Below are 26,378 nucleotides of genomic sequence, written 5' to 3'. Positions count from 1 at the left end.
ATTATTGACTAGTATTATAGCTACTATCTAGTTCCTTGATCTTTAATTTTTATCTTTTACTTTTCCAAAATACCTTAAAAATAAAGTTCCTCGTCCAATTTAAAATCTGAACCTATAGACAATGGTCTAAAACTAAATGAGTAGAGTATTGAACATATTTCTCATTTGGGTGAGTATGGTTCTAATTCTCTAGTAATCTTGTTTATTACAAACTTTTCGGGATCGTAATTATATTTTCTTCCTAATCTCTCCAGGTATTCTTGGACATCATGCCAGGCCTTCTTTCTTTTTTCTAAAGACGTCGTCTTTAGAAAATTATCATCCTGATCAAAAGTTGGTCTTGTCTTAAATGAGTCATCATCTTGACGTTGAAAATTGTTGTTTGAAAGAGATAGCGATGAAGATCTTTTCTCTGAGAGGTTGATAGCAATTTCATACAATTTAGAAATCTCTGAAACTTCTTTTTCTGTCAAAATTATTCTCCTGCTTCTTTCTTGCCTTGTCTCTTCAGCGTTGTTATTTGTCATGTTTATAGAGGTGCGGTGAATCTTTTAATTCTATGTATATTTTGAACAAAAAGTATGCAATAAACAATAAATAAAAATTATTTTTTTGATTAAAGGTTTATTTTTAATTTATTTACCTTAACTAGTTCCTTTACCATCCAGATCCTGGATTCATCTCCCAGCCGCCATGACCGCTACTGCCATATCCTTTTCCGCCATAACCTTTATCATAGCCTCCACTACTACTGCCACCATGCATTCCTTTCATGCCCATATCATGACCTCCTTGTGAATGCATCATCATCATCCATTCCATCATTGAAATTTCTTTAGTCTGTAATACTTCACCGTTGCCCGGGTCAACCAATACCTTTGTAAATTTCATATCAGGAGAGCCTAATATTATAGAATATACCAAGAATCCATCCTTTTCTTCACCGTTGGCTGACATTGCATATGATCCATTTCCAACAGCCTGCTCTGCTGTAGCAATAGCATCAGCTAATGTAACATTAAACTTTGCTGCAATTGCCTGATACATTGTTTCCATCACATTTAATGTACCATTAATTTTTTCATACTTTTTATGTTCCATGTCCATTCCCATCATTTTCTTACCGTCATAATTATCTCGCATCATCATCATGTGATCTCCTCCTGTTTGTCCCATTGTTGTGTTCGTTGCTGTTTGATTTGATGTGGAATTAGTTTGGGCAAATACGTTGCTGGAGCTTGTCAGTGGTGCTAGTCCCATTGCTGCTGTTAACAAGCCTGTTAAAATAACAAAACCAAATAGAGTTCCGGTATTCATCGATTTTTATAGATCTGCAAAATATAAAAATATATTCTATTTTATAATTCTAGAGAATATATCTATTATATTAGTTATCGATTGGTAATAGTAATAGTAGCAGTAATAGAAGTAGAGGTAGAGAGAGATAATGAGGACGCAAACAAATTATTATTTTAATAAAAATATCTTTTCATCAATTTAACTAGCAGCAGCGCATGGTATAGTAAATTTGTGCGGCTAGAAAACAGGCAAAAATACATAATAAACTCGGTTTGAGCTCAAAAAGAACCTTAAACTGCGTGTTGGTTTTCGAGGATTTAATTTAAAAACCCTATCAGGTGTTATGGGGCTTTGTTTTATGTCCTATGGTTCCAATTTTTCTGAGCTTTGATATTTCTAAGAATAGATAAATCAAGGCGATTATTTCAAACCTGCCAATTATCATATTTATAACGAGCAAAATTTTCGCGCCATTTTCCATATCAAGTTCTGTTATCCCTGCAGTCAAGCCGGTTGTAGTTAATGCTGATACTGATTCAAATAACGAGTCCAAAAAGTCCTTTTGTGTTATTACAGAGAGAAGTACTCCGGTAATAAGAGAAGTTGAGATAAACAATATGATGACTAATATTGCTTCGTTAAATGTTTTTTCTTCTTTATGTTGGTCGGCTTTATGTTCCCATATATGGTAAGTACTATCATATCTTGAGGACGCAGATGAAATGGATCTTGTAGTAATGTCTGCAGAAAATTTCTTGTTTGTGAGTTTTTGCAAGATAAGCAAAATTCTTCCTACCTTGATTCCTCCAGCTGTAGAAAAGGCTGTTCCTCCTATTAACATTATTACTATCAACACTATCTTACCTTGATCAGAAAGTATTGTTACATCAATAAACTGAAAACCGGTTGTTGTAGCGGCGCTGAGGGTATGGAAGATCCCAGTCATGATATCAGAATTAGCATAGGTAGATAGTAAAAAGTACGTGAATGCTATACATGATACTGCAAATATGCCAAAGTACAATGCTATTTCTGGCCGCATTTTAGTAGTATGCATTTCTTTACTAAACAAGGCATAATGGAATGCAAATGGTAGTGCAGAGATAACCATTCCTGCCATCAGGACCGTTAATTCTAAGTAGTTTCCAGACGACAAGATTGTGGAAGCGGGAACAAATCCACCACCTGTTACCGAACTAAATATCAATGAGATGTTGTATATAATGTCATAATTTCCTGAAACGTATAATAGCGCAGAAAGAATTATGGTGTAAATACTGAAAATAACTGCTATGGTGAGTATGAGTTCTCTTAATTTTAAACTACCGCCTCCCATCATACCTTTCATATGGGCTAGTTTTCGCTCAGGATAAAAGAAAGTGATAACCAAATAAACGAAACTTAATCCTCCGATCCATTGTGTAAAAGAACGGTAAAAATCAAAACTCTTTGGTAAATCTTCAGGATATTCTAGCATGGAAAGACCTGTAGTCGTAAAGCCTGAAGCACTCTCAAAAAAACTATTTACAAGCAGGGTATACGAATCGAGATCATCTCCAAACGGGTTGACATAGATAAAGGGAATGCTTCCAAACAAACTCAATAGTACAAAGCTTGAAACCATCAGGATCGAAGCTTGCCTTAAATTCATGGGAGTCTTTTCTCCGTATGCGTTTAACACAAAGCCAGTAACAGACATTGAAGTTATTCCAAGAAAGATACCCGTTGCAGTACGGACTTCACCTTCATAGGTAGCCATAAGAGCAGGAGCAATAAATAAAAGACCTGCAAATTGTAAAATGAATCCAAGGTTACCCCAAATTGGTTTGTATCTCTCCCTGATTACCACTCGATAACTTCTAAATTGCCTTTCTAAGACTGACGTTCTAATGGCGTTTGCTAGACCTTGTTGGGTTACTATTCCCAGAATATGGACATTGTCTGTAACTGGAATACGTTTGATTAAATTTAATCGCATAAGGTCCAAAGCCATCCTAACGTTAGACTTTGCAGATATAGTGATCACTGGAGAGGTCATTATTGCCTTTATTGGAACCTGGTCAGAGTCCTCCCCTTTCATGACGATTTTGTCTAAAATATCGCTGTCTGTTATAATCCCTACAAATTCACCCGTCTTGTTTTTTACTATAATGGTGTCTGCTTTCCTCCCATGCATCAATTTAACTGCAGTTGCCGCATCAACATCTTCATCCAAAATGATAAATTGATGATGAGCATATGACAGCACCGGGCGTTTCAGAGGGTCTGTTACCATAATTTAATCAGAATTCAGATATGTGTAAAGACAAATGATATTAAACTTTGCTAATAAATTCTTGATATTTTTACTTTTTTAACCTAAAGAAGATAATAGTAGAGATAAAAGTACTGATATTCAAAGCAAAAAGCAAGTCAAATTCGATATTGTAAAAAATATAAACAAAGGGAATTTTAGGTTACAATAATCATATCAATAATGGTCTTGGTCGAAATAGGAATGAATCGACCAGGAAGTATTAGGAGACGAAATCAAAAACTGGATGCAAACTACAAAAAAAAATTAAGGGATGGTTATTGTTACAACCTCAGGAGTTTTTGCAGGTGTATTTGTACCATAGGCCCTCTTGAATTCGTCATCTCCATAGATCACTTCTGCGACAAATCCTTTGCCTACAGGAGCTTCGCTTGAGCTAAAGGTGAATGTAAAAGTGCTAGTTTGGAAGGCTGGAAAGAGTTGATTGTTTAATACTTGAGGATTACGAGAACCATCCATCGAAACATGAATAGTTCCATGTTCATCTAAATTGCCATTGTTAACTACTTCGACGATAACCCTAAATGTTGATTCACTTTGGGTTACTTGAGCATTTACATCTTTTAAACCCCAAAATACAGCAACAGATCCCATTAAAATAAGCAAAGTCATAGTAAAAATCGATGCAGCCCTTTTGCTACCTGTCTTTTTTGTATTTATGACCCGATGAGGTGATTCTTGTTTAATAAAGTTAATGCCACTAAAATTAAGTTTCATTTATATAATAAAGGAAAATTATTTATTAAATTTTGTTAAAGATAATGCTATAAAATAATACTGAAATACTATAAGATAAATTACTCTTTTGAGTACCATAACGGCTTACAAGAGCAAGTTAATGGTAACAAGACGAATGATAAAGAAGATGGCTGATAATTACTATTTTTGTAAAGCAATTCTAATCATTGTCAAGTTATTGCTATTCTTCAATGAATGTAAAATGACAAAATTTGCTAAAAAGATTTCGAAATTGTTTTCTCGGATTCTTGCCTCGTTTTGATTAGAACAATCTTTGAGAAGTTAATAAACCGTCGATGGGAATTCGGATCACAAAAAAGTTCTTTATTACTTTTTTTCTCTTCGAACGTTTATCAGGTTGTGTTTTTCTAGAAATTGACTAATCCTTTCATTTTCTTCATCTGTAGACTGAAGTTCGTCTTCACCCAGGTCCTCTAGCGTTCGTACCATCTTTCTTAAATCATCTATGCTTATGACAACTCCGTAATAATCCCTCACTCTTTCGATGGTAGTTTCATAATGCTTCTTATTTCCAGAAGCCGTTGCATCAGATACAAGTATCACATCATAACCTAGGTTAAACGCATCACGTAATGATGTCTCTACACAGATTGAAGTGTCTATACCGCAGAATATCAGAGTGTTTACATTCAAGCTCTGAAGCCATACTCTGAGTTCTGTATCTTGGAAAGCAGAGTCACGCCGCTTGAGGATAATATGGTCTTCCTCGGCGGGTTTTATTTCATCAATGATATCGGCATCCCAGGTGCCTCTCATGCAAATTGGAATTTTTTTGTTCTGCAATCTCTCTTCACGGGCCCTTGGAAGAATATTATGAATGTTAAGTAAGAGATCTATGCCACTGGGCTCTCTAATAGCCTCTGTGTAAAAAATTGGAATTTTTTCTTCTCTACAAAAATTAATTAGTTTTTTTATATTGGGTATGATTTGTTGATAATTTTCGATATTCATTCCCAGCTTATCATAAGACCCACCCTTGCTGACAAACCCATTTTGCATATCAATTATTATCAGCGCCATATTGATGACGTTTCTTCCATAGTGTAATTCCCGCATTGATGATAGACTAGAAAATGTCCCATAATAAAAATTATATTTCCAAAATACTGGGCTAAATGGGCGACAGGTGAGAGACCCTGTTATTTAGGAATTCCTACTATCTTGTATTATTGAATGAAATAATCCGTAAAATCTTTTCCAATATCTCCTCTCTGATAACCAGTGAATTCTACGACCATAAAAGACACCATAATGACATTTCGAAATTATTGAATCCGTAAAGTTGTTACCGATGAGTAGATTTTTTGTTGAGTTTGCATCCGGTCTGCAAATACTGCATAAACGACTTTTACCTGAAGCTTATTAAGCCAGAGTAAATTCGTATCAACGAATTTGATCCAAGTATTAATCAAACTGTTACTTTATATTTTTCATTAAATATGGGAGGGGGAGTGGGGCATTTGTGCTTTCACCTTGATCCAAAGTTGAACAATATAACTCCATTGTTTGTACAAACCTTGCAAACTTACTTGTGCAATTTGAGTACCGCAACATCATTACTCTATTATGATTATGTGAAGTCCAAAAGGGAAATTTCAATCCTTTAATAATATGATTAATGGATAAACTAATCGAATTTCTTTGTAGCGACAAACAAGTTGATTGTCTTTGTTGGTTATTGTCTTGTCATAAATGAAATATCTCTATTTTTCCAAGATTATATTTTCTAAACTAGTTTTGAAATTAAGCATTATCAATAGGGATTTCAAAAGAAAGAGGTCTCCACTTATCCTATCTACCTGTGCGTGCCTACCTACATTTTAAATTTAATGAATTTTTTCACACGTAATATTAAATGCATCAAGCGTGATTTTCTTTAATCTTTTGAATATTTCTGTTGATCAAATTTGGCTATCAAAGGTTAAGTAAAGTAAAATTCAAAAACTTTTTTATAACCACTTGGTGCCTTCTGTTATATGAAGGTTCCAAATATCCAATATAACTTTCATAGGTTTTTGATATTCTGTTTCCCTGTTGTATTGCTACTGTTTTTGTCATTTCCATCTCCGAATTATTCATTTTCTTCAACCAATTCTACGGGCCTTGATGCACTTTCACTTCAAAATTCCATTGACTTGGACAATATGACAACCGGTGCTGGTGCAAATAACAGTAATAATAGTAATAGCGATGGGCTAGCTAATACTACAACTGCCAATAATTCTAATTCTAGCGTCATAAATTTGGATATAATGTCTAATTCCACTGGAAATGCCACTATATCACTAACTCCTGGTGGTAGCAATGTAAATCTCGAACTTCCTCCGTCGATAGTGGAACTACTGGGTTCAACTCCGCCACTCGCTGATCAGATGAATATCACTGAAAATCTGACAAATACAAATGATACCGCGATCTTGACAACAAATGAGACGCAATTGGCCGGAAACGAAAATGTTACTGTCTTTACTAATTTTACATCTAAACCCCTTGGTCTTGAGACTGATTATGCTATTAGTGGAAAACCCTTTATCACAATTAACGATATTCCATTAAACTATGAATACTTGTATGACCCAGCTGATGAGATTACTATTAGTGATATACTCATATCTATGCGCGCAAGTATAAAGTTAGATAATTCGACCAATGCCCTTCCTGTACAACTAAGGGTTTTTACCAATCCTACGAATGTGACTGAAAATGCCGATGGATCTAGAACGTTTGTCAATGATCCAACTACTCTTGAAAATATAGAGATAGGAGGCGTTATTTTTTCAGAAGTAAAAACTGCAGCAACGGTTTATCCTAATGGGACCGGTACACTAAATGCTACAAATGTATTTTAGCATTAACCATGCTCTCCCATCCACCATCCCCATCCCCCCAACGCCCTCCTTTTCTTCTTCTTCTTCTTCTTCTTCTTTTGAATGTTAGTTAGCAGGCATAAAGGCGCAAGTAAGTATTCTGATTTATTTGGAAATTCCTTTTTAATTTATCTCCTCTTTTTTTTGGTATACTATTTATACTAAAATTTTAGTGATAAAATATTATTATAATGTTTTATTTAAGAATCTAGTTTAGTAAGATTATTTCAGAATCGAATTAAACAATCCAATTATATAATAAAATGAAAACTTTGACATGGATAAAAAAATTAGTTTATCAATCATGTCAATCTTTGTAGCAGCAGTCTTAGTAGGTTCTGTTGTTGCAATAAGCAGCACTATCGATAACAAAGCATTTGCTGGTGGCGACGACCATGACAAAAAGAAAAAGAAAAAATCAAATGAAGCAGCTCAAGGAATCGCACAATCAACATTAACTGGTCAAGATTCAGCATGTGGTTCTAATGATGATACAATTGCTTCATGCAACAACTTGGCATTCTCAATCAACTTAAACGACGGTAACAACGCATTAGGCCAACAATAAAAATACTTTTTTCTCTTTCCATTTTTTAAAATAGAATTTCTTTAGTTCTATTTCAAGGATTAATTACAAGAATCCTGTATAATAAGCAACACCAATATATCTATTTTCAAGTCAAACTTATTTGTTCTCGGATTAAAGTGTCTAATTTTGATATCCAAATTAGTATTGGTTAAAGGTTTGGATTATCATCCAAAAATCAATTAATAATAGAATTAGTAACATTGAAAAAGGTGCTTGCATAGATTATAGATCCATCTGATTGATTACGAATTCCATTTGACTACATTATAAGGCTATTTTCAACCCTTTGATTTGATCCTCCGATATTCGTCTCTTGCCTTTTTTCTCTTGTATTGAGGAGAATTTTAACCAAACCGTATTTACTCTTTTAATGTAAACTACAAAGATAGATAATGTTGATTTAAGATGATACTCCAACAGAATTACGAATTCAATTGGGCTGAATTTACAATTTAGACAAATTATATAAGCATAGTAATTTTAAAAAAAAATTTACAAAAATGAAGACAGGCAAAAATAATGATCCTTCTTAAATGAAATTTAATCTATAAACATCATTTATTAAGATTAGCTGAGAATCTAGTTTTGGGCAAACAAATATTTTTGTTTTATATTTTCTAGTTTTTCAAGAGATACTGGTTTTTCGCAAATTTCCTTTACACCAATAGAAGAGTATTTTTCTATATCCTCAGGGTTGAAAAGTGAAGCAGTGAATAAAACTATGTTCTTACTCTTGATTGATTTATTTTTCAGCTCATCAAGAATGTCAAGACCAGAATAATCTGGGATTGCTATATCAAGCAATATCAAATCATAATTGCTATTTTGAATTTCGGCCAGCCCTTCAACTCCATTATTAATTGTTTTACACTCTATATTACCTAACTCAAAAAAATCTTTAACCACCTCGGTAATGTTCTCATTATCGTCTACTATCAATACTTTCATTGAAGTTATTCGTCTCTTTTATTATATACGTGCCAATAGTTATTTAATTTAACTAATACTCTAACCTCTGTTAGACCAGTTGTAAATATTGAATTCGATAATAAGGTCTACAGATTCAAAATTAACATTTAACAGCAGAGGAGTGTGGGTAGTAATAGGGTCGGTCTTTCTTATTGAAGTCTTTTCTTTCCAAATCCTTGTTCAAATAGACCGATCAATTTGGCCCTTGCAACCTAAAGACCTATTATTTACCTGTATATCTTACATGCAGGCAAATCTCAGACGGTCTTATTTTGACGACAGACCTTTGAATAAAAATAATCTTCTGTTTAGAGTCATCACCCATTTAGTCTAACTAGCAATTCCTTGTTACAAATAGGACCCTAAATTGAATAAGATTTCCATTTCAATAACATTGCTGTTTTGTTGTAATTTCCTGGAATAGAGTTAGATGCATAATAAGGTTAGAGGAAGGAGTGTGATAAAATGAAAAATGCTTTTTTTTCATTTTAGCCTCAAAATTAGGTTGGTTGTTTTAAATAAATGATTGTCCTTGTCTGAGACTAATAAATATGATTTTAGACGCGGCTTAAATATTCTTTAGTTTTGGAAAGGATTTCACCATCATTATCTGAAACTATTAAGAAAATGTTAAACTTGAGCAGAATATTAACCAATAATTGATCAGGCTCATTAAGTGAGATTACTATTGGATTGACCTTTGTGGAGTGACCCCGGAATGTTTCAATATTATATAACAGTTCAATATTATATTCCAAGTTTGATGTAAAAATTACAAAAATAATTGTTTGTTCTTCTTTTCTTGCTACCAAATCAAAGAATGTCTCGGTAGCAATATTTGTATCTGCTTTCTCGTTAAACGATAATTTATAGTCAAGTTTGATAAGATAATCACTTAATTTTTGCAAGATAAAGAAATTCTTTTTGAATTCTCTTTCAAACTTTGGATTTATGTTGTATTTGTAAATAGGTTGTGTTCTTCCATTTATGTGAACAAAAGGGCCATAGTTACAAAAGTTGCAACTATAGAAAATATACGGTTCTTCGAAGAATTTTAAGCATTTTTGGCATCGGTAAGAGGCTTTTTTTATTATTTCGTTTGAATTGGATATTTTCTTATTGCATTTGGGGCAGTAAGAATTGTTTCCAATTATAAAATCTTGTCTTAGACCAGTAAATCCACACGTTTGGTGTACCATAACTTCATCATATTTAGTGAATAGTTCATCGTGACATGAAATACATTGGTAATTAATATCCAAATCAACAGCATGACAATTTGGACACGTCAGGGCATTCTTCACTTTTTCTTTAATCAAAAAATTTTCCTTGACTAGTGAATCGATGAGACTTGAATTCGAAACGATCAAATCATTAACCTTCAGGTCGTATGAATCTCTTATAGCTGAATTTACATTTATCTCGTTAGTAAGATGACTTCTTACCTTTTGAACTATTGGTAACTCGGTTAATAACATGTCGCGGACTAGTATCTTTGTATTTGGATCTTCTAACAACGGTTTTAGCATGATCTTTTTCTTTTGTTTTTCCCATTCTGCATATATCGTATGCAAAGTTTTCACTAGATATTTAATGGCCATTTCATCAGAAGAAATGACATTTCTAACACCCAGTTTTGCAGTCTTTAAAACTAGTTGCAAATCCCTTGACCTATAAAATATTGCTATAGGTATTGTCTTTGAATATGTTAAAATAAAATCTTCAGTGATAAAATTGTCCTCTGTTACATCACATATTATTATGTCAAACCCGTTGTTTTTGACTAGATCAAATGCTTTACTATAATTTTCAATTGTTTGAATTTCTATAGAAGAATCCACACTATTCAAAATCAGGTTTGAAAGAAATTGGTCATTTGTAATGAGTAGGACTTTAAGATTCTTGGAATAAATAAAATCTTTTTCATTTTTCTTAATGGTATCATAAATGGTTTTTATCTCTTCAACAAAATTTAGATCGAGAATATGATTTTGAATAGTTATATCTTCCTTTATTTTTCTCAAACATTTGTTAAGTAGATCTAAAATCTGGTTTGTAAGTTTGTGTCCAGTTACCAACGAGTCAACTATGTATTTGACTTTTTCTGTTATTATTTGAATATTAGAGTGATCTTCTAATTTGGAATAAGAAATTATCTGATCGAGTTCCTGGTTTAGCTTCTTATAACCTTCAACCGATGGATTTTCTAGTATGGTAGAACACTTGTTAAGAGATTTTGTAATAAATTTTACATAGTCATCAGAATATTGCATTGATTTTGAATATTATAAGAGGCCGTCTTTAAAAGCTTATTTAATTTTGTATTGATGGCAATCATATTGACAGCATCAAGATACTTTGTCAAACTAACTGACACTGACTTTCTAAATTAGACAAGATGACGATCTTTGTTTCAATACAGCATTCATCGATGGTTGAATTAATATTTGTAGGATTAGTAACCCTACGATTATTAATATTATTGTTTTTTACCTGGTTTTAATAGGCGATTAAGGAAAGACAAGGAACAGAATTAAATTCATGTTAGGGTGATAGGTAAAATAGAAACAATATGAATATTTTGGCTATAGGTGCACATCCTGACGACATTGAACTTGGATGCGGCGGAACACTTCTCAATGCATCAAGAAGTGGGGTTAACGTCTATATGTATGTCGTTACGCGAGGTTCAAGTGCCGGATCAGTAGTAAAGCGTTCAAATGAAATAATTAATTCTGCAAAGTATATAGGGGCAAAAAAATTATGGATCGATGACTACGAGGATTCAGCCGTTTACTTAACCAAAGAGTTGATAAATTCCATTGAGTTTTTTATCCGAAAGACACAGGCCGATGTGGTTTTTACTCATCCACTTAAGGATAATCACCATGACCATCGTGCGGTTGCTCAAGCGACCATGGAGGCAGGTAGGTTTACTCCTACCATCATTGCATATGAAAACCCGTCTACGAGAAATTTTTTACCTGTGCTTTTTAATGATATTTCGAATGTGGTAGATGAAAAAATAAAGGTAATTGAACTATATGGTTCACAGAAATCAAAATTATTCCTCAGTTCTAATTCAGTGAGAGGTTTGGCAGAGTACAGAGCCTTTCAAACGAGGCTGGACCCGAAAATTATTTGCACTGAAGCTTTTGAGGTAATGAAAATGACAATCAACAACGATTTCACATTTCTAAAGACTAGAATTAACAAAGAAAATTCGAGACCTTCGAGAAGAATTATAGAGTATGATATCTCAACTGAAAAACACCAATAATCACATTTATTAACATTGATTTGAATTTCTATTTTACATTCCTTTATGATATATTATTTTGGATTTGATATTCAGGAAGAGGAATTTTTAGCATTACCAAATAATGGGATTCATAAGAACAAGATACAATAAGACTCTATACCGTGGATCTTTTCAACAAAAAGACACATTAGCTCTTACGATCTATGAAGAATTAGTTATACCTGCAGAATTTGTCTACTGGCAGGGTAGCGACGATAAACCCGTCGATATAGAAAATAATGCAATTTCAACAAACCAGTAAAAAAACAGATGGGGAAAAATCCATCTTATCTCAACTCAAAAAAATGAGATTTTTTGAAGTTAGTCGTACTATTGCTTTCCTGTCAAAAGAAGTTAGAGTTTAGTTTCCTCCAAAGAGATTCCTCAAATTATCTGAAAACCCCGGAAATCCATCGGAAAATAGGCCCCCTGCTGTACCATTTGTTGTATTAGAGGAGTTTGGTGATGGAGAAGAAGGGGGTAGGGTAGGTGTAGAGTCTCCAGGTGGAGAGGTAGGAGGGGTAGTAGTATTATCGTCTCCAGAAGAGTCTCCATTGTTGTCTGGCTCAGGCTCAGGCTCAGGCTCAGGCTCAGGCTCTGGCTCTGGCTCTGGCTCTGGCTCTGGCTCTGGCTCAGGCTCTGGCTCAGGCTCTGGCTCAGGCTCAGGCTCTGGGTCTGTTGAGATTATTGTAATTACGACTGGTGCGGTATTGCTATCGGATGTTCCATCATTGGCCTTAAAGGTAAACCTATCCTGTCCTGTGAATCCATCATTTGAGGTATAGATCAGGCTACCTGTGTCTTCGTTAAATTCTGAGATAGTACCTTGTCGTGGGTTTGATACTATGGAATAAGTCAAATCATTACCTTGAGGATCAGTGGCCTTTAGTGTTATCTGGGTTGGTTCACCCGAATTGGCCGTTACATCCTGTCTTTCGGCTACTGGTGGACTGTTAACTGCATTTACTGTAATTACGACTGGTGCGGTATTGCTATCGGATGTTCCATCATTGGCCTTAAAGGTAAACCTATCCTGTCCTGTGAATCCATCATTTGAGGTATAGATCAGGCTACCTGTGTCTTCGTTAAATTCTGAGATAGTACCTTGTCGTGGGTTTGATACTATGGAATAAGTCAAATCATTACCTTGAGGATCAGTGGCCTTTAGTGTTATCTGGGTTGGTTCACCCGAATTGGCCGTTACATCCTGTCTTTCGGCTACTGGTGGACTGTTAACTGCATTTACTGTAATTACGACTGGTGCGGTATTGCTATCGGATGTTCCATCATTGGCCTTAAAGGTAAACCTATCCTGTCCTGTGAATCCATCATTTGAGGTATAGATCAGGCTACCTGTGTCTTCGTTAAATTCTGAGATAGTACCTTGTCGTGGGTTTGATACTATGGAATAAGTCAAATCATTACCTTGAGGATCAGTGGCCTTTAGTGTTATCTGGGTTGGTTCACCCGAATTGGCCGTTACATCCTGTCTTTCGGCTACTGGTGGACTGTTAACTGCATTTACTGTAATTACGACTGGTGCGGTATTGCTATCGGATGTTCCATCATTGGCCTTAAAGGTAAACCTATCCTGTCCTGTGAATCCATCATTTGAGGTATAGATCAGGCTACCTGTGTCTTCGTTAAATTCTGAGATAGTACCTTGTCGTGGGTTTGATACTATGGAATAAGTCAAATCATTACCTTGAGGATCAGTGGCCTTTAGTGTTATCTGGGTTGGTTCACCCGAATTGGCCGTTACATCCTGTCTTTCGGCTACTGGTGGACTGTTAACTGCATTTACTGTAATTACGACTGGTGCGGTATTGCTATCGGATGTTCCATCATTGGCCTTAAAGGTAAACCTATCCTGTCCTGTGAATCCATCATTTGAGGTATAGATCAGGCTACCTGTGTCTTCGTTAAATTCTGAGATAGTACCTTGTCGTGGGTTTGATACTATGGAATAAGTCAAATCATTACCTTGAGGATCAGTGGCCTTTAGTGTTATCTGGGTTGGTTCACCCGAATTGGCCGTTACATCCTGTCTTTCGGCTACTGGTGGATCATTTACAGGTGCAAAGTTTCGAATAATTACTTTGATAGTTTTTTCAGATGATAGATCGTTTTGATCTGTAACTTTTACCTTGAAAAGCAGGATCTGGTTTGAGGTTCCATCAAGAAGTGGAGCATCAAATGAGGCCCTTGCTTCATCACTATCTACCAAATTCACGGAGAGTCCTGCAATTTGCTCCCACTCATAATCTATGTTCTTGCCATCCTTTGAATCAAAACTTCCTGAAGCATCCAAAATGACCCTATCAGTTCCCTCGTCAACCGTTATTTCATTAGCTAGACTAATGGTTGGAGGATTGCAGCCAGTTCTGTCTCTAATAGCAGTGTAAATATTGTCTACAAAGTTTGTTACATCTTGGTTAAATGAATCAACAAGAGTAGCAATCGCAAACTTGTAGGCAAAGGAGTCCAAATACTCGCATAATAGGTGGTCATAGCTTCCGTCATCTTGAACATTTCCAAGTGCATTATTTAGTGAATCTAAAATTTCAGATTGGAGGTTGTTTGGTAAGGTGATAGTTGATACAAAGTCTCTAAGGTTTGAAATCGAATTTTCTAATGGAATTATGTTCCAGGAGAATGTCTGTGGGTTTACTTCGATGTTATTTGAGGTATCTATTGCACGAATTTGCACCGTGTGTGGTCCAGAGTTAAGATTCAAAAAATAGCAGCCAGCGTTTTCCACAGTACCATATTCTATCGTACTTGGACGCCAATTACGATTATCAAGTTTACATTCAAAGCCCTTTATCCCTACTAAATCAGAGCCTGTGAACTGAAGTCCTATATCATCAGATACCGTGAACTCGTTATTATTTATCAAACCCATCCAATCGGTTTTGACCACACCTATTTCTGAAGTTGGAGGAGTAGTATCTTGAACACGTACTTGAAATGACTGAGTGGCTTCATTTCCATTACTGTCAACTGCGGTGCATTCGACTGTTGTAGTCCCCAAGGGAAAAATTGTACCCGAGCCAGGTATACACGTAACATCCACAGGGGCACCGGTAGCATTAGTTGCTGTTGCGGTATATCTTACTTCTGCACCTTGTGGTCCTGTAGCTTCTGCTACTACTGGAGCATCTGGAACCGATATTTGTGGAGGAGGAGTTTCTTCATCTGATTGGGTAGTTGCCTGTACATATAGCTTGTTATATGGTATGATGCTGAGAGGCATAGATACAACCAAAACAAATAGTAAAAAAGTTAGGAATATTTTCTTCAATATTAATGTCAAAAAATTTAAAGTATTTAAGATTTTTAGCAAGGTAATTAATTCAACAATATAGGTAAGAATTTATGAAAATTGTATATAATATATTGAAATTGAACAAATATTAAAAATCTTATCAACATTTTATTTATTTTCAAAATAATCTCCTATAATTAATGAAACTATATCAGTTTACAGGCAAAATAACACAATGATTCATAGGAGATACTATTGATTCTTGTTTCAACTTTTTGACTATGCAATTAGAAATTCCTTAGTCAAATCCGTGTCATTTCTAAAAAAAATCTTGGTCATTTACGTGTCAGTTTAGTGTATATGCTATAATGTAACTTTGGTGCTAGTTTTTTATAAATAAAATTGCATAAATAATAATGATACCAGTAAGTATCAAAAGAAACGTAATCTTGCAGTGGTTGCAAGGCATTCCGCGTGATAAAATAGCACGTATGAATGAAATTAGTACTGGAACAATATCAAACATTGTCGATGATGAAAGAGATGTTGACCTGGAAATCGACTATACTAGAACGCTAGCCGTCTATTTAATGAATGAAGAAACACAAGTCAGAACATTTTCATGGGCCGTTAGACTTTACAATATTTCGCTGGAACTTGGCATCTCTATCGAGACAACTGAGGCATTAATACATAAGATCCACGAACATTGCTTCAAAAAACAAAAAAGCGTTCCAGATTTCGCAAACTTGTTGATTGATCATATTACACTGACAGAGCAACATGGGATATCGTTAGACCAGTTCGAGCGTATTTATATGGGTCTTTTAGCAAAGAAAAACCTTTATGAAGAACAGGCTAGAGAGGCCAAGATGCTTAGAGACACTGAAATCAGATTGTATGGGACGACTCACGAGGAGCTTGTCCGATTATCCACCTCAAACCCGTTCACGGTGAAGTCATTGAATTAGATCAGGAAAATGTGAGAATGCAAAGAGAAATATCTAACTTGAAACAAGAAAATGCAAAATTGAAGGAAATGTTGGGTAAAACAGGTGATGAAAATATGAGGGATGTTGAAGCAAATTAGATCTTTTCTTTTGTAACGAAAAGTTTCTAGAAAAATCTCTAAAATAATCTTTTAGCAATATATTATTTAAGAATCTAGTTTAGTAAGATTATTTCAGAATCGAATTAAACAATCCAATTATATAATAAAATGAAAACTTTGACATGGATAAAAAAATTAGTTTATCAATCATGTCAATCTTTGTAGCAGCAGTCTTAGTAGGTTCTGTTGTTGCAATAAGCAGCACCATCGATAACAAAGCATTTGCTGGTGGCGACGACCATGACAAAAAGAAAAAGAAAAAATCAAATGAAGCAGCTCAAGGATTAGCACAAGATACAGAAACACTACAATTATCTGAATGTGGTTCTGGTAACGATACAATTGCTTCATGCAACAACTTGGCATTCTCAATTAACCTAAATGACGGTAACAACGCATTAGGCCAACAATAAATTTTTTTTGTTTTTTGATTCTTTACAGATAAATATATTATTGAATTTTGATTCAATCGATTCTTAACGTTTCCTTATCTTTATACTGTATTTGTAGGCATAGATCTGATTATTCCTATAGTATATACATAATCTTTATCCGAGTTATGAGAATGAACCTTGTGTGAGTATCGTCTAATAATGTTGTTATTTATTAGAAAAATCTTTTAGAATTTGATATTCGTCGAGTCGAACATAATCTAGAACTAAAATTATAGAACACTAAAGTCTTCAAAAGTTCATAAATTAATAACATGCATTAGTATTGTGTGAATAGCAAGATCAGACGGCATGCCATAATTTGCATGCTATTCTTATTGATTGTCTTTAGTTTGCAGAATATAGGCGTCGTAAGAAACTCTTATGCTTTTGATTTTGTGATTCCTGAAATACCTTTTCTAAATTTTAATTTTAATATTGGAGGCAGCTCGAGTGATGAAGATACTTTCTCATCAGATAATAAGGAGAATGCAAATTCAAATTTAATTTCCGTTGAAGCTAACGAAAATGGACAGACGGGCGTAGCTCAATATGCTGACACAGATAATTCTGTTCTCGCAGTTAAAAAAGAAAAAGAAATTAATTCCTCAAACTTGCTTCCTTTTCCGCTAAATACATTAAACAGTGCAATTTACGATAATATTGAAGAAAAAAAGGAAGGAAATGTAGGATCACCACAATCTGACCTTGACTTTAATCAAATTTCATCCTTTACTACTCATGCATTACCCTTGATTTCTGATTATTCTGACTTTCCTTCTACTATTATCTTGGACTCTGGCATGGAAGTAGGTAACGAAATACCCAATCAGTACATCGTAGTTTTCAAAGATGATGATTCAAGTTTAGCAGACTTCTTTTCGACTATTTCTGAAAAAGTAGAATTTCAAGGAATAGAATTGTTACAGGTATATGAACAGGCACTAAACGGCATTGCAATAAAAGTTCCTAACAGTCAGATGATAGAAGCTATCAAAAACTTTCCAATGGTAGATTATGTAGAAAGCGATGTACTAACCGAAGCATTTGCACAAACTACACCTACAGGTATAAACAGAATTGATGCTGATTTGAGCTCAACGAAATCAGGTAACGGAAACGAAAATGTGGACGTAGATATTGCAATCATAGACTCTGGAATTGATCTAAAGCACCCTGACCTCAATGTGTATCATCAAAAATCCTTTGTTAATACCAATACTGGTCTTCCAGGATTATTTGGAGGGGATACTACTACTATCACCACCGCCAATGATGATCATGGTCACGGAACACATGTAGCTGGAATTGCTGCTGCCAAAGACAACGCCATTGGTTCAGTTGGAGTCGCCCCGGGTGCCAAATTGTGGGCTATCAAAGTACTAGACAGCAAGGGAACCGGTCCTTTATCAACGGTCATAAAAGGCATTGACTATGTTACCAGTCATGCTAGTCAGATTGAAGTAGCAAATTTGAGTCTTGGATGTGAATGCAAATCCACTGCGTTTGATACTGCAATTAACAAGGCTGTAAAAGCAGGAATTGTATTTGTGGTTGCTGCCGGTAATGCTGGAAAGGACGCGATAAACACCTCTCCATCCAATAACCCTAATGTCATTTCCGTTTCAGCAATAGCAGATAGTGATGGAAAGTGTGGCGCACAGGGCCCAAACACAGGATATGGTGGAGATGATTCGTTAGCAACTTTTAGCAATTATGGTTCAGTTATAGATATTGCAGCCCCTGGAACAAAAATATTTTCAACTTTCAAGGATAGTGCTTATGCAACGATGAGTGGTACAAGTATGGCATCTCCTCATGTAACAGGAGCTGCTGCACTATATCTTGCCACCAATCCCGATGCGTCGCCTTCAGTTGTAAAGAGCGCGCTTCTCAATAATGCTTCAAAGGTCGGTACAGATTGTGACGGGAATGGGTTTGGATACTTTGGTGGAGATAAAGATCAATTTAAAGAGCCTCTTTTATATGTAAAAAATTATTGAATATGCATAATGATCAAAGTATTAGATATTCTATAGTTTCCTAATTGCCTTCTAAGATAACCCAACAACAATCTGTATGAGAGAAAGCATCCACTTTAGCCTTCAATATTTTAGAAGGGAAGTGGCAATATCAACTGAAGTAGCAGTAGTGGTGGAATATTTCCAGAGTCATTTTTTTTTGTTTTATTATTGTATTTCCTCTCAATACATGTGGTAACAGATTCTTTAGGCCAAAATTGAACAAACAACATGGTATCAGATAATCCAATATAATAAATTTAAAACAAGTTCTAATATTCAATATTATTTAGAAAGATTCAAAGTTGTAACCATCATAAATTATGATATTTGAATCCATTTAAATCCTCTACTAAAGATTGATAAAAAAAGTCACACAACGACTAAGAATCCGAATACGGTCCTCTTATTGCATAAACCCTCGTTTGGTTTTCGTTAGTAGGTTGATTTGACTGTTTATAGACAACAATTAATCATCAAAATCTATAACATGCGTATGCGCAGTTCATCACGTTATTTAAATTTGACTTTAGCCTCTAATACAACTAAGAAACTACTGTTAAATTTCATAAAAAATTATGATACTAAAATCGGTAGTAACGAGTTAAAATTAACCGTATTGATTGTCAGAAGGTTAAAAGGATTATTGTAATAACTTGCATACGGATGACAAACTTCTTATCTATGAGTTTGTATCTATCTTTTGAATAAAATTAAGCGATAGCCAACAAAATACTGCAAAAAAATCAGAAATCATATACGGCTCAAAAAACGCCGTAGAAAAAGGTGTTGAATTTATGCGTAATACAAAGTCAAGAATGGATATTACGTTCGACAGCAACGCTCCCTCTATCGTGGTAAAAATTCCGGAATACCGTCATGGTTACTCTGACATCCTCAATAGGGGAGGTACGATTAGGTGTATTACTGAAATTACAGCTGATAATATTGAAGACTGTAAAGAACTTTTTCAAATGGTCACTGAATTGCGTCACTTGGATGGAATGAAAGGAGGTATTGCCTTAAATGAATCAGAATACATGGCTACGACAATCTTACAGGAAGCCAAACCGTTAACAGAGGTAATTTATAGCAACGCAGATGAAGTGGTGGCGCAAGGTCAATACATTTTTGAAACCCTCTGGAAAAATGCTGTTCCTGCAGTAAAAAGGATAAAGGAGATTGAAGAAGGAAAGACGACTGAATACATAACCAAGATTTTGAGCAGATCCGAAGGCTCATTAAATGAGCAAAAGTTAGGAGATATTTTGTTTAATGCAAAAGAAATTGACATGGTTTCCTCGGCAGAAGGTCTGTCAATGGGATATAACTATTTTAAATTTATGACAAAAGAAGAAGAAGAAGAAGAAGGAGAAAGGATTCGGAGAGAGAAATGTGCAATAAGGGTGTTGATTGAAGCTTCCAAAGATAACGTCGAGTTGGTAAAAAAGTATATTGATTTAGGCATTGAAGTACGATATTTAATGCAGGAACCATCAATATATTTTGCGGTTACTAATAGGGATATGATGGCTACTATTGAACGAATGGAAATGGAAGAATTGGCTGAAAGTCTATTATATAGTAATGATCCTCATTATGTGGAGCGTTTTAAGCTGATCTTTGAACGCTTGTGGAATGATAGCAAACCTGCAGACGAGATAATCAATTTACTTGAAAAAGACGAAGAGATACCATTCATAGAAACAATTGAAAACTCTGGCAGGACGATTAGTTTGATAAGGGGATTGATTGCAAAAGCAAATAATGAAGTCTTGGGAATAATTCCTTCCTATGAAGCCTTACTCAGGCAGATTGATATGGGAATGTTTGATCATATAGTAAAGTCCTCAGGAGGTAAGAAGATATCTGTCAAGATACTTGTGACAGATAAAATCAAGTCCCAAGATTCTAATGGTATTATAACAATAGAGAAAGGCAAGTACCGCCTGTCTTTGAGAAGAAAGAATTCTGAAGATATGAATAGTGCTGACAAGACTAGTGAATTTACTATTAATGAAATGAATAATTTGACATTGAGATCGGTATTTAGTGAAAATATTAGACCCCAAATGGGAATGATCATAGTCGACAAATGTAAATCTATTGTAATAGAGCCCAAAGAAACGGATTCGGACAATATACTATCCCATATAGGCATGGCCTCATATTCAAATAGCACTCAAATATCAAAGTCATATGCGACAATGTTTGAAAGCCTGTGGAATTATTCCAAAATGTATGATCTTATTGAAAAATCTATAGAACGACTAAAGACTCATGACAGAATGCAAAGAGAATTTATAGATATAGTAGCTCATGAACTTAGGACTCCTCTTCAGTCCATCCTTGGGCTGACGGAAATATTAAAGTCCCGTACCAAAGAAAAAGAGACAAAGGATATATTAGTTACTATTAATGAGAACGGTAATAGGTTACATAGGTTTGTCGAAAATGTGTTGACTGCAACCAAACTCGAAGGATATTTTTCTAAGATTCCGAGGGAGACATTTGATTTATCCTCGCTTCTCAAAGAAATAGTTGATCTCTATAAAGAGCGGTTTGCCAATATAAATAGGTCAAACGTGCCACACTCAAAAGAAATTCATTTTGAATGCAAAGGTTTTGATAAGGTGTGTATGGTAAATGCAAACAAACTACATATGTCAATGGTCATAACCAATATACTTGAAAACGCCATTAGTTTTATACCTTTAAAACAGAAAGGATTGATAACAATAACAGTTTCACAAAGTGGAAAGGATGTAATTGTTCATATTAGAGATAATGGGGAGGGAATACATCCGGAGATATTGCACAGACTTTTCACAAAGTTTGCTTCAAAGTCCTTTTATGGTTCAGGACTTGGATTATATAACTGCAGGAAAATTATGCACATGCATCATGGTGGTATTTGGGCTAAAAATAACCCTTCAAATGAAAAGGGTGCAACATTCTCCTTTAGACTACCGTTACGTTCTTAGATTATTTTTTTTTGTATCCAATTGCTTTCATCTTATCCTTTTGTTGGACTATAAGATAACTTGAGAGAAGTTTTGGTCATTCAAAGTATATTGATAGTTTTTTCAGAAAGATGAACCTTATGTTCGATTACTTCGTTTGTAGTAAATTAAATCCAAAAATTGTATGAGTGTGCTCTGATGATCCTGAATCGTGATTAAACAAATTTTGTCGTAACTATATTAGTAACTTATACATCTACTGTTACAAAAATAATGACATGTGTAATCAAATAGGGAGGGAATATACTGTTGTTATAACTGCAAGAAAAGATTTTTAAGAAATTTTGGATGCTTTTGGATTCACCAACAAGAATGATTTTTTAATATTATTGAATGTTGACTTCGGGACAGCTTTGAATGCATACTTGTCCTGGTGGACAGGGTGGCATGTCGCAGTTAATGATTTCGTCATTCTGTCCATAATCTGTCGAATTTGAATTATTATTGTTTGAAGGATTGTCAGCAGGATTTACAATAGAGTCAGAAATGTCTCCAATTTCAAATGGTATTGAATCATTCTGTCCAAATGCTACTCCTGATATACTTGTTGAATAAATAGTTATAATCAACAAAAGTATGCTGAGGTTCAATACCCCTATGCTTTTTTTGACCTCTGTTTTCATAATAGATAGAGAACGTTTTAGTATAAAAAAATTGATTCCAATTTTCTCTGATGATTCTTATTGGTATTTGATTTGGATTGTTAGACAAAAATTTCACCAAACCGCAGTGGTTTTTTTTCTTTTAAATGAATCTTCTATATTTTTTATCATAATGGGAATTCATGGATTCAAATTCTTTATAATATGATAACACATAATGTCATGATATCTCTTGGAAAAACTATTGGGAAATTTGATTGGAAAATAGATTGTTAGATACACTATTAATTGAAAGAACTTTTGGCAATCAACAATACCTTGACCACAACGGATATTTTCGATTTAGTAAGATATAACAAGATTCAAACGAGGAGTATGTTAGAAAATGGCGAAAACGTCAATTGAATTTGATTCAATCGAGTATCAGTCGCTAGCATAATACCAAATTGCTAAACACTCCAAGGTTTCAATTTGGACAGAAGATCACTTGGGACTGCATCTTTCCATTTTTTTAAAAACTCTAAATCCTTTTTTTTGTCTCTCAATTCATCAGGCAATATGATAGGGATCTCTTCGGTGATGGGATAAAACCTATTACATGTTTTACAAAGTAACATTCCTTCTTTTATAATAGTACTATCGACACTTTCTCTTGTTTGCGTCTGCGATTCCTTGGCTTCTTCATCCTGTATGATGTCTAAATTACTGCTCTCAAATCTGTCTTGGGATTTAGACTCTGTTTCAAATTCAAGGAGGTCTAAGGCGGTAATCTTATCGAAAGGGCAAACTAAGATATCCAGCAGTTTCTTATTCATATAATAGTGCTCTATGACAAAGGATTTATCTCTTATTAGAAATAAAATAAACCAATTCGTCCAATACCTACATTAGTTAAAGTGAATATGTATCTTATATCAGCATATACTCATGGCACAAAAAGAAATGCCTTATCGATCGCTTCATATGCCGTGAAGGAAGTGCAGATAGGAATTTTGGGCAAATATCTCTATCAAAAAAAGAAGATTTAAACTTTGATCATATTGGTCCTATACTGCATGAATTTTCAAAAAAAAACGGACTTGATGTCAGGAAAGAGAAATACATTATTCTTCACTTAACATGAAATCAAAAGTTGAGTCAATCTCTAGTTGTATTATAAGAATCGCTACAAGTGATAAAATGTTAGTGTTGAATGTGGAATAGACCTTAACTAGTCTCAATTATTTTGTAGAACCTTGATTGACTTGCTACAAATGAGATGGCTTTAGTACATTTACAATTCTTTGTTGTTTGGTATGAACGTCAAGCCAAATGTTTAACCTGGACTTTAACCACTGGATAAATTGAATGATTGTTATCCTATTTTAGACAATCTGCAAATTAACAACTTTAAGAAAATATACCATATTTATAAAATAGTAGTAGTTATGTGGTGTGTTACCTTCAACCATTACTATTGCCCTCGCCAATGTAAAAAATAACAGGTAAAGAAACGGACACAATGTTCTTTTGTGGAATAATTTGTGTAGATGGGCCTGGAACACTTTCCCTGGCATCACTACCAGCATAACTTTCGTACAAAAATGGTGATGGAGGGAAATATCCTCCTCCAGTACTGGTATCAATTTTTTTTACTCCTGCAATAGTAAAGTTGCCTTCTGTTGCAAGAATCTCGGCTTTTTGTTTAGCATTTCTAAATGCCTCTTTAAGAAGCACCATATTATTATTTTCTAAAGTCTGCTTTGAAATTACAAAGTCTATATTTTCTACTCTATTAGCGCCGTTATTGATGGCTAAATCAATGAAATTGGATATATTGGAGTTAGCTGAAGTCTTTAATTCTATTTTGTTTATCGCAGTATAGGAAATAATTCTATCATAATTACTAGTTTCATAATCATAATTTGGTGTAATTTGGAAATTAGATGTAGTAATGTTGTCATCCGTGAGGCCAGCTTGCTTTAAGACATCTAAGATCGCATTCATTTTATCAGCGTTATTTTTTCTAGCTGTATTTGCGTTTGTATTTGTGTTCTCCACAGATAGAGAAATCCTTGTCTCATCAGAAGGAATTTCCTTTTCTGCATAACCAACAATAGAAATTGTTGGTTTTTCTTCTGAAATTACAAAGTTCTGTGCAACAGCCCATGGTGTGCTAGTATTAGATATCAACTGTATAGCAATTAAAAAAGAACTTGCCAAAGCAATCATAATAACTAATATTCTAATTGAAAACATAGATTTCGCGTACTATCAAGATTATTTAAGATTTGTTGTTTCTAATTTAATGAGGCATTTTTATTCAAATCATTTATTTAAAAGGCATGATTAACATTTGCTAGAACAAAGAGTGAAAACTATAGATTGGTCCAAACCTCCGAAAGGGATTCTGATAGTATCGATTGTTACAGTCATTAGCGGAGTACTGCTTGTGATTATGGGGATTTATGCTCTTAATTTGTTGTTGCCTTTGGGTTCTACCTATTTAATGGGTCCTGCCTTTTTGATGATTTTAGGGTTTACTTCATTGTTTACTGCGTATGGATTGTACAGAGGTAAATCTTGGTCATGGACTTTGCTGTTAGTCTTGTCAGGATTTGGTGCTGCAGGATATTTGATGAACGTGGCAAATGGTCAATTCATTTCTGTTTTGGGGGTAATATACAATGCTGTAATAATCTGGTATCTGTATAAACCTCATGTTAGAAAATATTACGGGAAAAGCTGGCATCGGCTAAGGAGATAAACATTTCAATTTAACTTATTAATTATCTTTATTTTTCTTGACGAATAAGGCGAATGATCCGATAAAAGAGACGAAAACATGACGAGTTATTTCCGTTTTAACTTTCAGTATGTGGTACCAGTATTAATTTTAACATAATATATGGTAAATCCTTTTTAAACAAATAAATAGTAACAGATTTTCTAGAGAATCCACTTGATAATATATATTAATATTTCTTCAAAATTTTAGCGTTAGATGACAATATATTTCAAAGATAATGTATGGACAACTTTAGTTTAGAATAAAAAATAAAGTTAAATAGCTTATTGTTGAGCTGCTGCGTTGTTACCGTCGTTTAAGTTAGCGGTAAAGGCCAAGTTGTTACATGAGGCAACTGTATCATCATCAGAACCACAAGATGAAGATTGACTAGTAGCAGAAAGTTGTTCTATTAACTGTAGGGAATCATTGATTTTCTTTTTTCCACCTGCGTATGCATAGTTGTCTCCATATGCTACCACTGAACCTAGTAATGCTGCTGCAACAAAGATTGACATGATTGATAGTTGAATTCTTTTATTCATTGATTCTTTAATCTCAATATTATATAATTGGATTGTTTAATTCGATTCTGAAATAATCTTACTAGCTTAAATTATTGAAGAAGTTAATACTGGAATTTTTAAACATAAAATTTTAGTATTCATCATGTTGTTGACCTGTGATCTATAAAGGGTGACGACCCAATTAATAGTGCATGTGGCTATAGATGTATTTAATTTATTGTAATGTTTCATTTTTTATTTACCATCTCAAATTCACTTTAGTGAGGATCGTTGTCGAAATCTTTAACAATCTACATATCCAAATGTTTAAATCTTAAAAAAACTTTTAATAGTCTGCCCCAAACCAGACAGTTCTTGAAGGGATGGAATGAGTCACTTCACCAAAGTATCATCAAATTATTTAGTGCTATTTAATCAAAATAATCATTAATCCAAACAGCATTTACTAAAATTAAATCTTGCTATTTTACAGTGGGATCAATCCATCAACGATTTTAGTGAATTTCGACTTTGACGAAATGTTTAGCATG

Annotated in this window: 21 protein-coding genes; 9 read left to right on the top strand and 12 right to left on the bottom strand. The window is 34.3% G+C overall.

From position 1 onward, the window contains the following. Window positions 1-161: 161 nt before the first annotated feature. The 5 genes from NFRAN_RS00895 to NFRAN_RS00875 form a co-directional block, all read right to left on the bottom strand. Entirely contained in the window at window positions 162-527 is a 366-nt protein-coding gene (locus NFRAN_RS00895) for a hypothetical protein (protein ID WP_134482656.1), read from the bottom strand. Window positions 528-657: 130 nt separating this feature from the next. Further along, window positions 658-1,317, bottom strand: a complete 660-nt coding sequence (locus tag NFRAN_RS00890; RefSeq protein ID WP_134482655.1) for a PepSY domain-containing protein — start codon at window positions 1,315-1,317, stop codon at window positions 658-660. Window positions 1,318-1,633: 316 nt separating this feature from the next. Next, window positions 1,634-3,574, bottom strand: coding sequence for a potassium transporter TrkG (locus NFRAN_RS00885; protein ID WP_134482654.1), 1,941 nt, complete (start codon window positions 3,572-3,574; stop codon window positions 1,634-1,636). 285 nt (window positions 3,575-3,859) lie between these two features. Then, complete coding sequence (locus NFRAN_RS00880) at window positions 3,860-4,330, bottom strand: hypothetical protein (protein WP_134482653.1); 471 nt, start codon at window positions 4,328-4,330, stop codon at window positions 3,860-3,862. A 348-nt stretch (window positions 4,331-4,678) separates the two neighbouring features. Beyond that, window positions 4,679-5,392: a cysteine hydrolase family protein gene (locus NFRAN_RS00875; RefSeq protein WP_172602013.1), complete on the bottom strand. Its 714-nt coding sequence runs from the start codon at window positions 5,390-5,392 to the stop codon at window positions 4,679-4,681. Between the two features lie 956 nt (window positions 5,393-6,348). Between NFRAN_RS00875 and NFRAN_RS00870 the strand changes: the two genes are divergently transcribed. Then, window positions 6,349-7,221: a hypothetical protein gene (locus NFRAN_RS00870; protein WP_134482651.1), complete on the top strand. Its 873-nt coding sequence runs from the start codon at window positions 6,349-6,351 to the stop codon at window positions 7,219-7,221. 295 nt (window positions 7,222-7,516) lie between these two features. Then, complete coding sequence (locus NFRAN_RS00865) at window positions 7,517-7,807, top strand: hypothetical protein (protein ID WP_145987977.1); 291 nt, start codon at window positions 7,517-7,519, stop codon at window positions 7,805-7,807. Window positions 7,808-8,407: 600 nt separating this feature from the next. Here the strand turns inward: NFRAN_RS00865 and NFRAN_RS00860 are convergent. Together NFRAN_RS00860 and NFRAN_RS00855 are read right to left on the bottom strand one after the other, a co-directional pair. Further along, a complete protein-coding gene (locus tag NFRAN_RS00860) occupies window positions 8,408-8,776 on the bottom strand; it encodes a response regulator (RefSeq protein ID WP_134482649.1) in 369 nt (122 codons plus the stop codon). Between the two features lie 578 nt (window positions 8,777-9,354). Continuing rightward, window positions 9,355-11,070 carry a hypothetical protein gene (locus tag NFRAN_RS00855; RefSeq protein ID WP_134482648.1) on the bottom strand — a complete coding sequence of 572 codons (1,716 nt, stop codon included), beginning with the start codon at window positions 11,068-11,070 and terminating at the stop codon, window positions 9,355-9,357. 299 nt (window positions 11,071-11,369) lie between these two features. Between NFRAN_RS00855 and NFRAN_RS00850 the strand changes: the two genes are divergently transcribed. Together NFRAN_RS00850 and NFRAN_RS00845 are read left to right on the top strand one after the other, a co-directional pair. Next, window positions 11,370-12,077, top strand: coding sequence for a PIG-L deacetylase family protein (locus NFRAN_RS00850; RefSeq protein ID WP_134482647.1), 708 nt, complete (start codon window positions 11,370-11,372; stop codon window positions 12,075-12,077). Between the two features lie 103 nt (window positions 12,078-12,180). Continuing rightward, window positions 12,181-12,360 (top strand): hypothetical protein, encoded by a 180-nt coding sequence (locus NFRAN_RS00845; protein WP_134482646.1) that lies wholly within the window; start codon window positions 12,181-12,183, stop codon window positions 12,358-12,360. A 99-nt stretch (window positions 12,361-12,459) separates the two neighbouring features. Here NFRAN_RS00845 and NFRAN_RS00840 read toward each other — a convergent pair whose 3' ends face one another. Then, complete coding sequence (locus NFRAN_RS00840) at window positions 12,460-15,354, bottom strand: Ig-like domain-containing protein (RefSeq protein ID WP_134482645.1); 2,895 nt, start codon at window positions 15,352-15,354, stop codon at window positions 12,460-12,462. Between the two features lie 428 nt (window positions 15,355-15,782). Between NFRAN_RS00840 and NFRAN_RS00835 the strand changes: the two genes are divergently transcribed. The 4 genes from NFRAN_RS00835 to NFRAN_RS00820 all read left to right on the top strand — a co-directional run bounded on the left by NFRAN_RS00835 (window position 15,783) and on the right by NFRAN_RS00820 (window position 21,913). Next, window positions 15,783-16,337, top strand: a complete 555-nt coding sequence (locus NFRAN_RS00835) for a hypothetical protein (protein WP_134482644.1) — start codon at window positions 15,783-15,785, stop codon at window positions 16,335-16,337. Window positions 16,338-16,599: 262 nt separating this feature from the next. Further along, a complete protein-coding gene (locus tag NFRAN_RS00830) occupies window positions 16,600-16,890 on the top strand; it encodes a hypothetical protein (protein WP_145987976.1) in 291 nt (96 codons plus the stop codon). A gap of 308 nt (window positions 16,891-17,198) precedes the next feature. Continuing rightward, window positions 17,199-18,911: a S8 family peptidase gene (locus NFRAN_RS00825; protein WP_134482642.1), complete on the top strand. Its 1,713-nt coding sequence runs from the start codon at window positions 17,199-17,201 to the stop codon at window positions 18,909-18,911. Between the two features lie 815 nt (window positions 18,912-19,726). Next, the gene (locus NFRAN_RS00820; protein ID WP_134482641.1) at window positions 19,727-21,913 is read left to right on the top strand and encodes a sensor histidine kinase; all 2,187 of its coding nucleotides are present in this window, start codon (window positions 19,727-19,729) and stop codon (window positions 21,911-21,913) included. Window positions 21,914-22,278: 365 nt separating this feature from the next. On the opposite strand, the gene NFRAN_RS00815 is transcribed toward NFRAN_RS00820, so the two are convergent. From NFRAN_RS00815 to NFRAN_RS00805, 3 genes are all read right to left on the bottom strand, one after another. Continuing rightward, on the bottom strand, window positions 22,279-22,575 hold the full coding sequence (locus tag NFRAN_RS00815) for a hypothetical protein (protein WP_134482640.1): 297 nt from the start codon (window positions 22,573-22,575) through the stop codon (window positions 22,279-22,281). A 428-nt stretch (window positions 22,576-23,003) separates the two neighbouring features. Continuing rightward, window positions 23,004-23,369 carry a Trm112 family protein gene (locus NFRAN_RS00810; protein WP_134482639.1) on the bottom strand — a complete coding sequence of 122 codons (366 nt, stop codon included), beginning with the start codon at window positions 23,367-23,369 and terminating at the stop codon, window positions 23,004-23,006. A gap of 628 nt (window positions 23,370-23,997) precedes the next feature. Then, entirely contained in the window at window positions 23,998-24,792 is a 795-nt protein-coding gene (locus NFRAN_RS00805) for an SIMPL domain-containing protein (protein WP_134482638.1), read from the bottom strand. A gap of 97 nt (window positions 24,793-24,889) precedes the next feature. Here NFRAN_RS00805 and NFRAN_RS00800 point away from each other — a divergent pair, with 97 nt between their 5' ends. Further along, entirely contained in the window at window positions 24,890-25,300 is a 411-nt protein-coding gene (locus NFRAN_RS00800) for a hypothetical protein (RefSeq protein WP_134482637.1), read from the top strand. Between the two features lie 305 nt (window positions 25,301-25,605). Here the strand turns inward: NFRAN_RS00800 and NFRAN_RS00795 are convergent, their stop codons facing one another. After that, window positions 25,606-25,866 (bottom strand): hypothetical protein, encoded by a 261-nt coding sequence (locus NFRAN_RS00795; protein WP_134482636.1) that lies wholly within the window; start codon window positions 25,864-25,866, stop codon window positions 25,606-25,608. Window positions 25,867-26,378 lie beyond the last annotated feature (512 nt).

The organism is Candidatus Nitrosocosmicus franklandus (assembly GCF_900696045.1).
Classification (GTDB): Archaea; Thermoproteota; Nitrososphaeria; order Nitrososphaerales; family Nitrososphaeraceae; genus Nitrosocosmicus; species Nitrosocosmicus franklandus_A.
The sequence above is the reverse complement of the archived record's forward strand: the minus strand, read 5'-3'. Positions and strand labels throughout refer to the sequence as shown.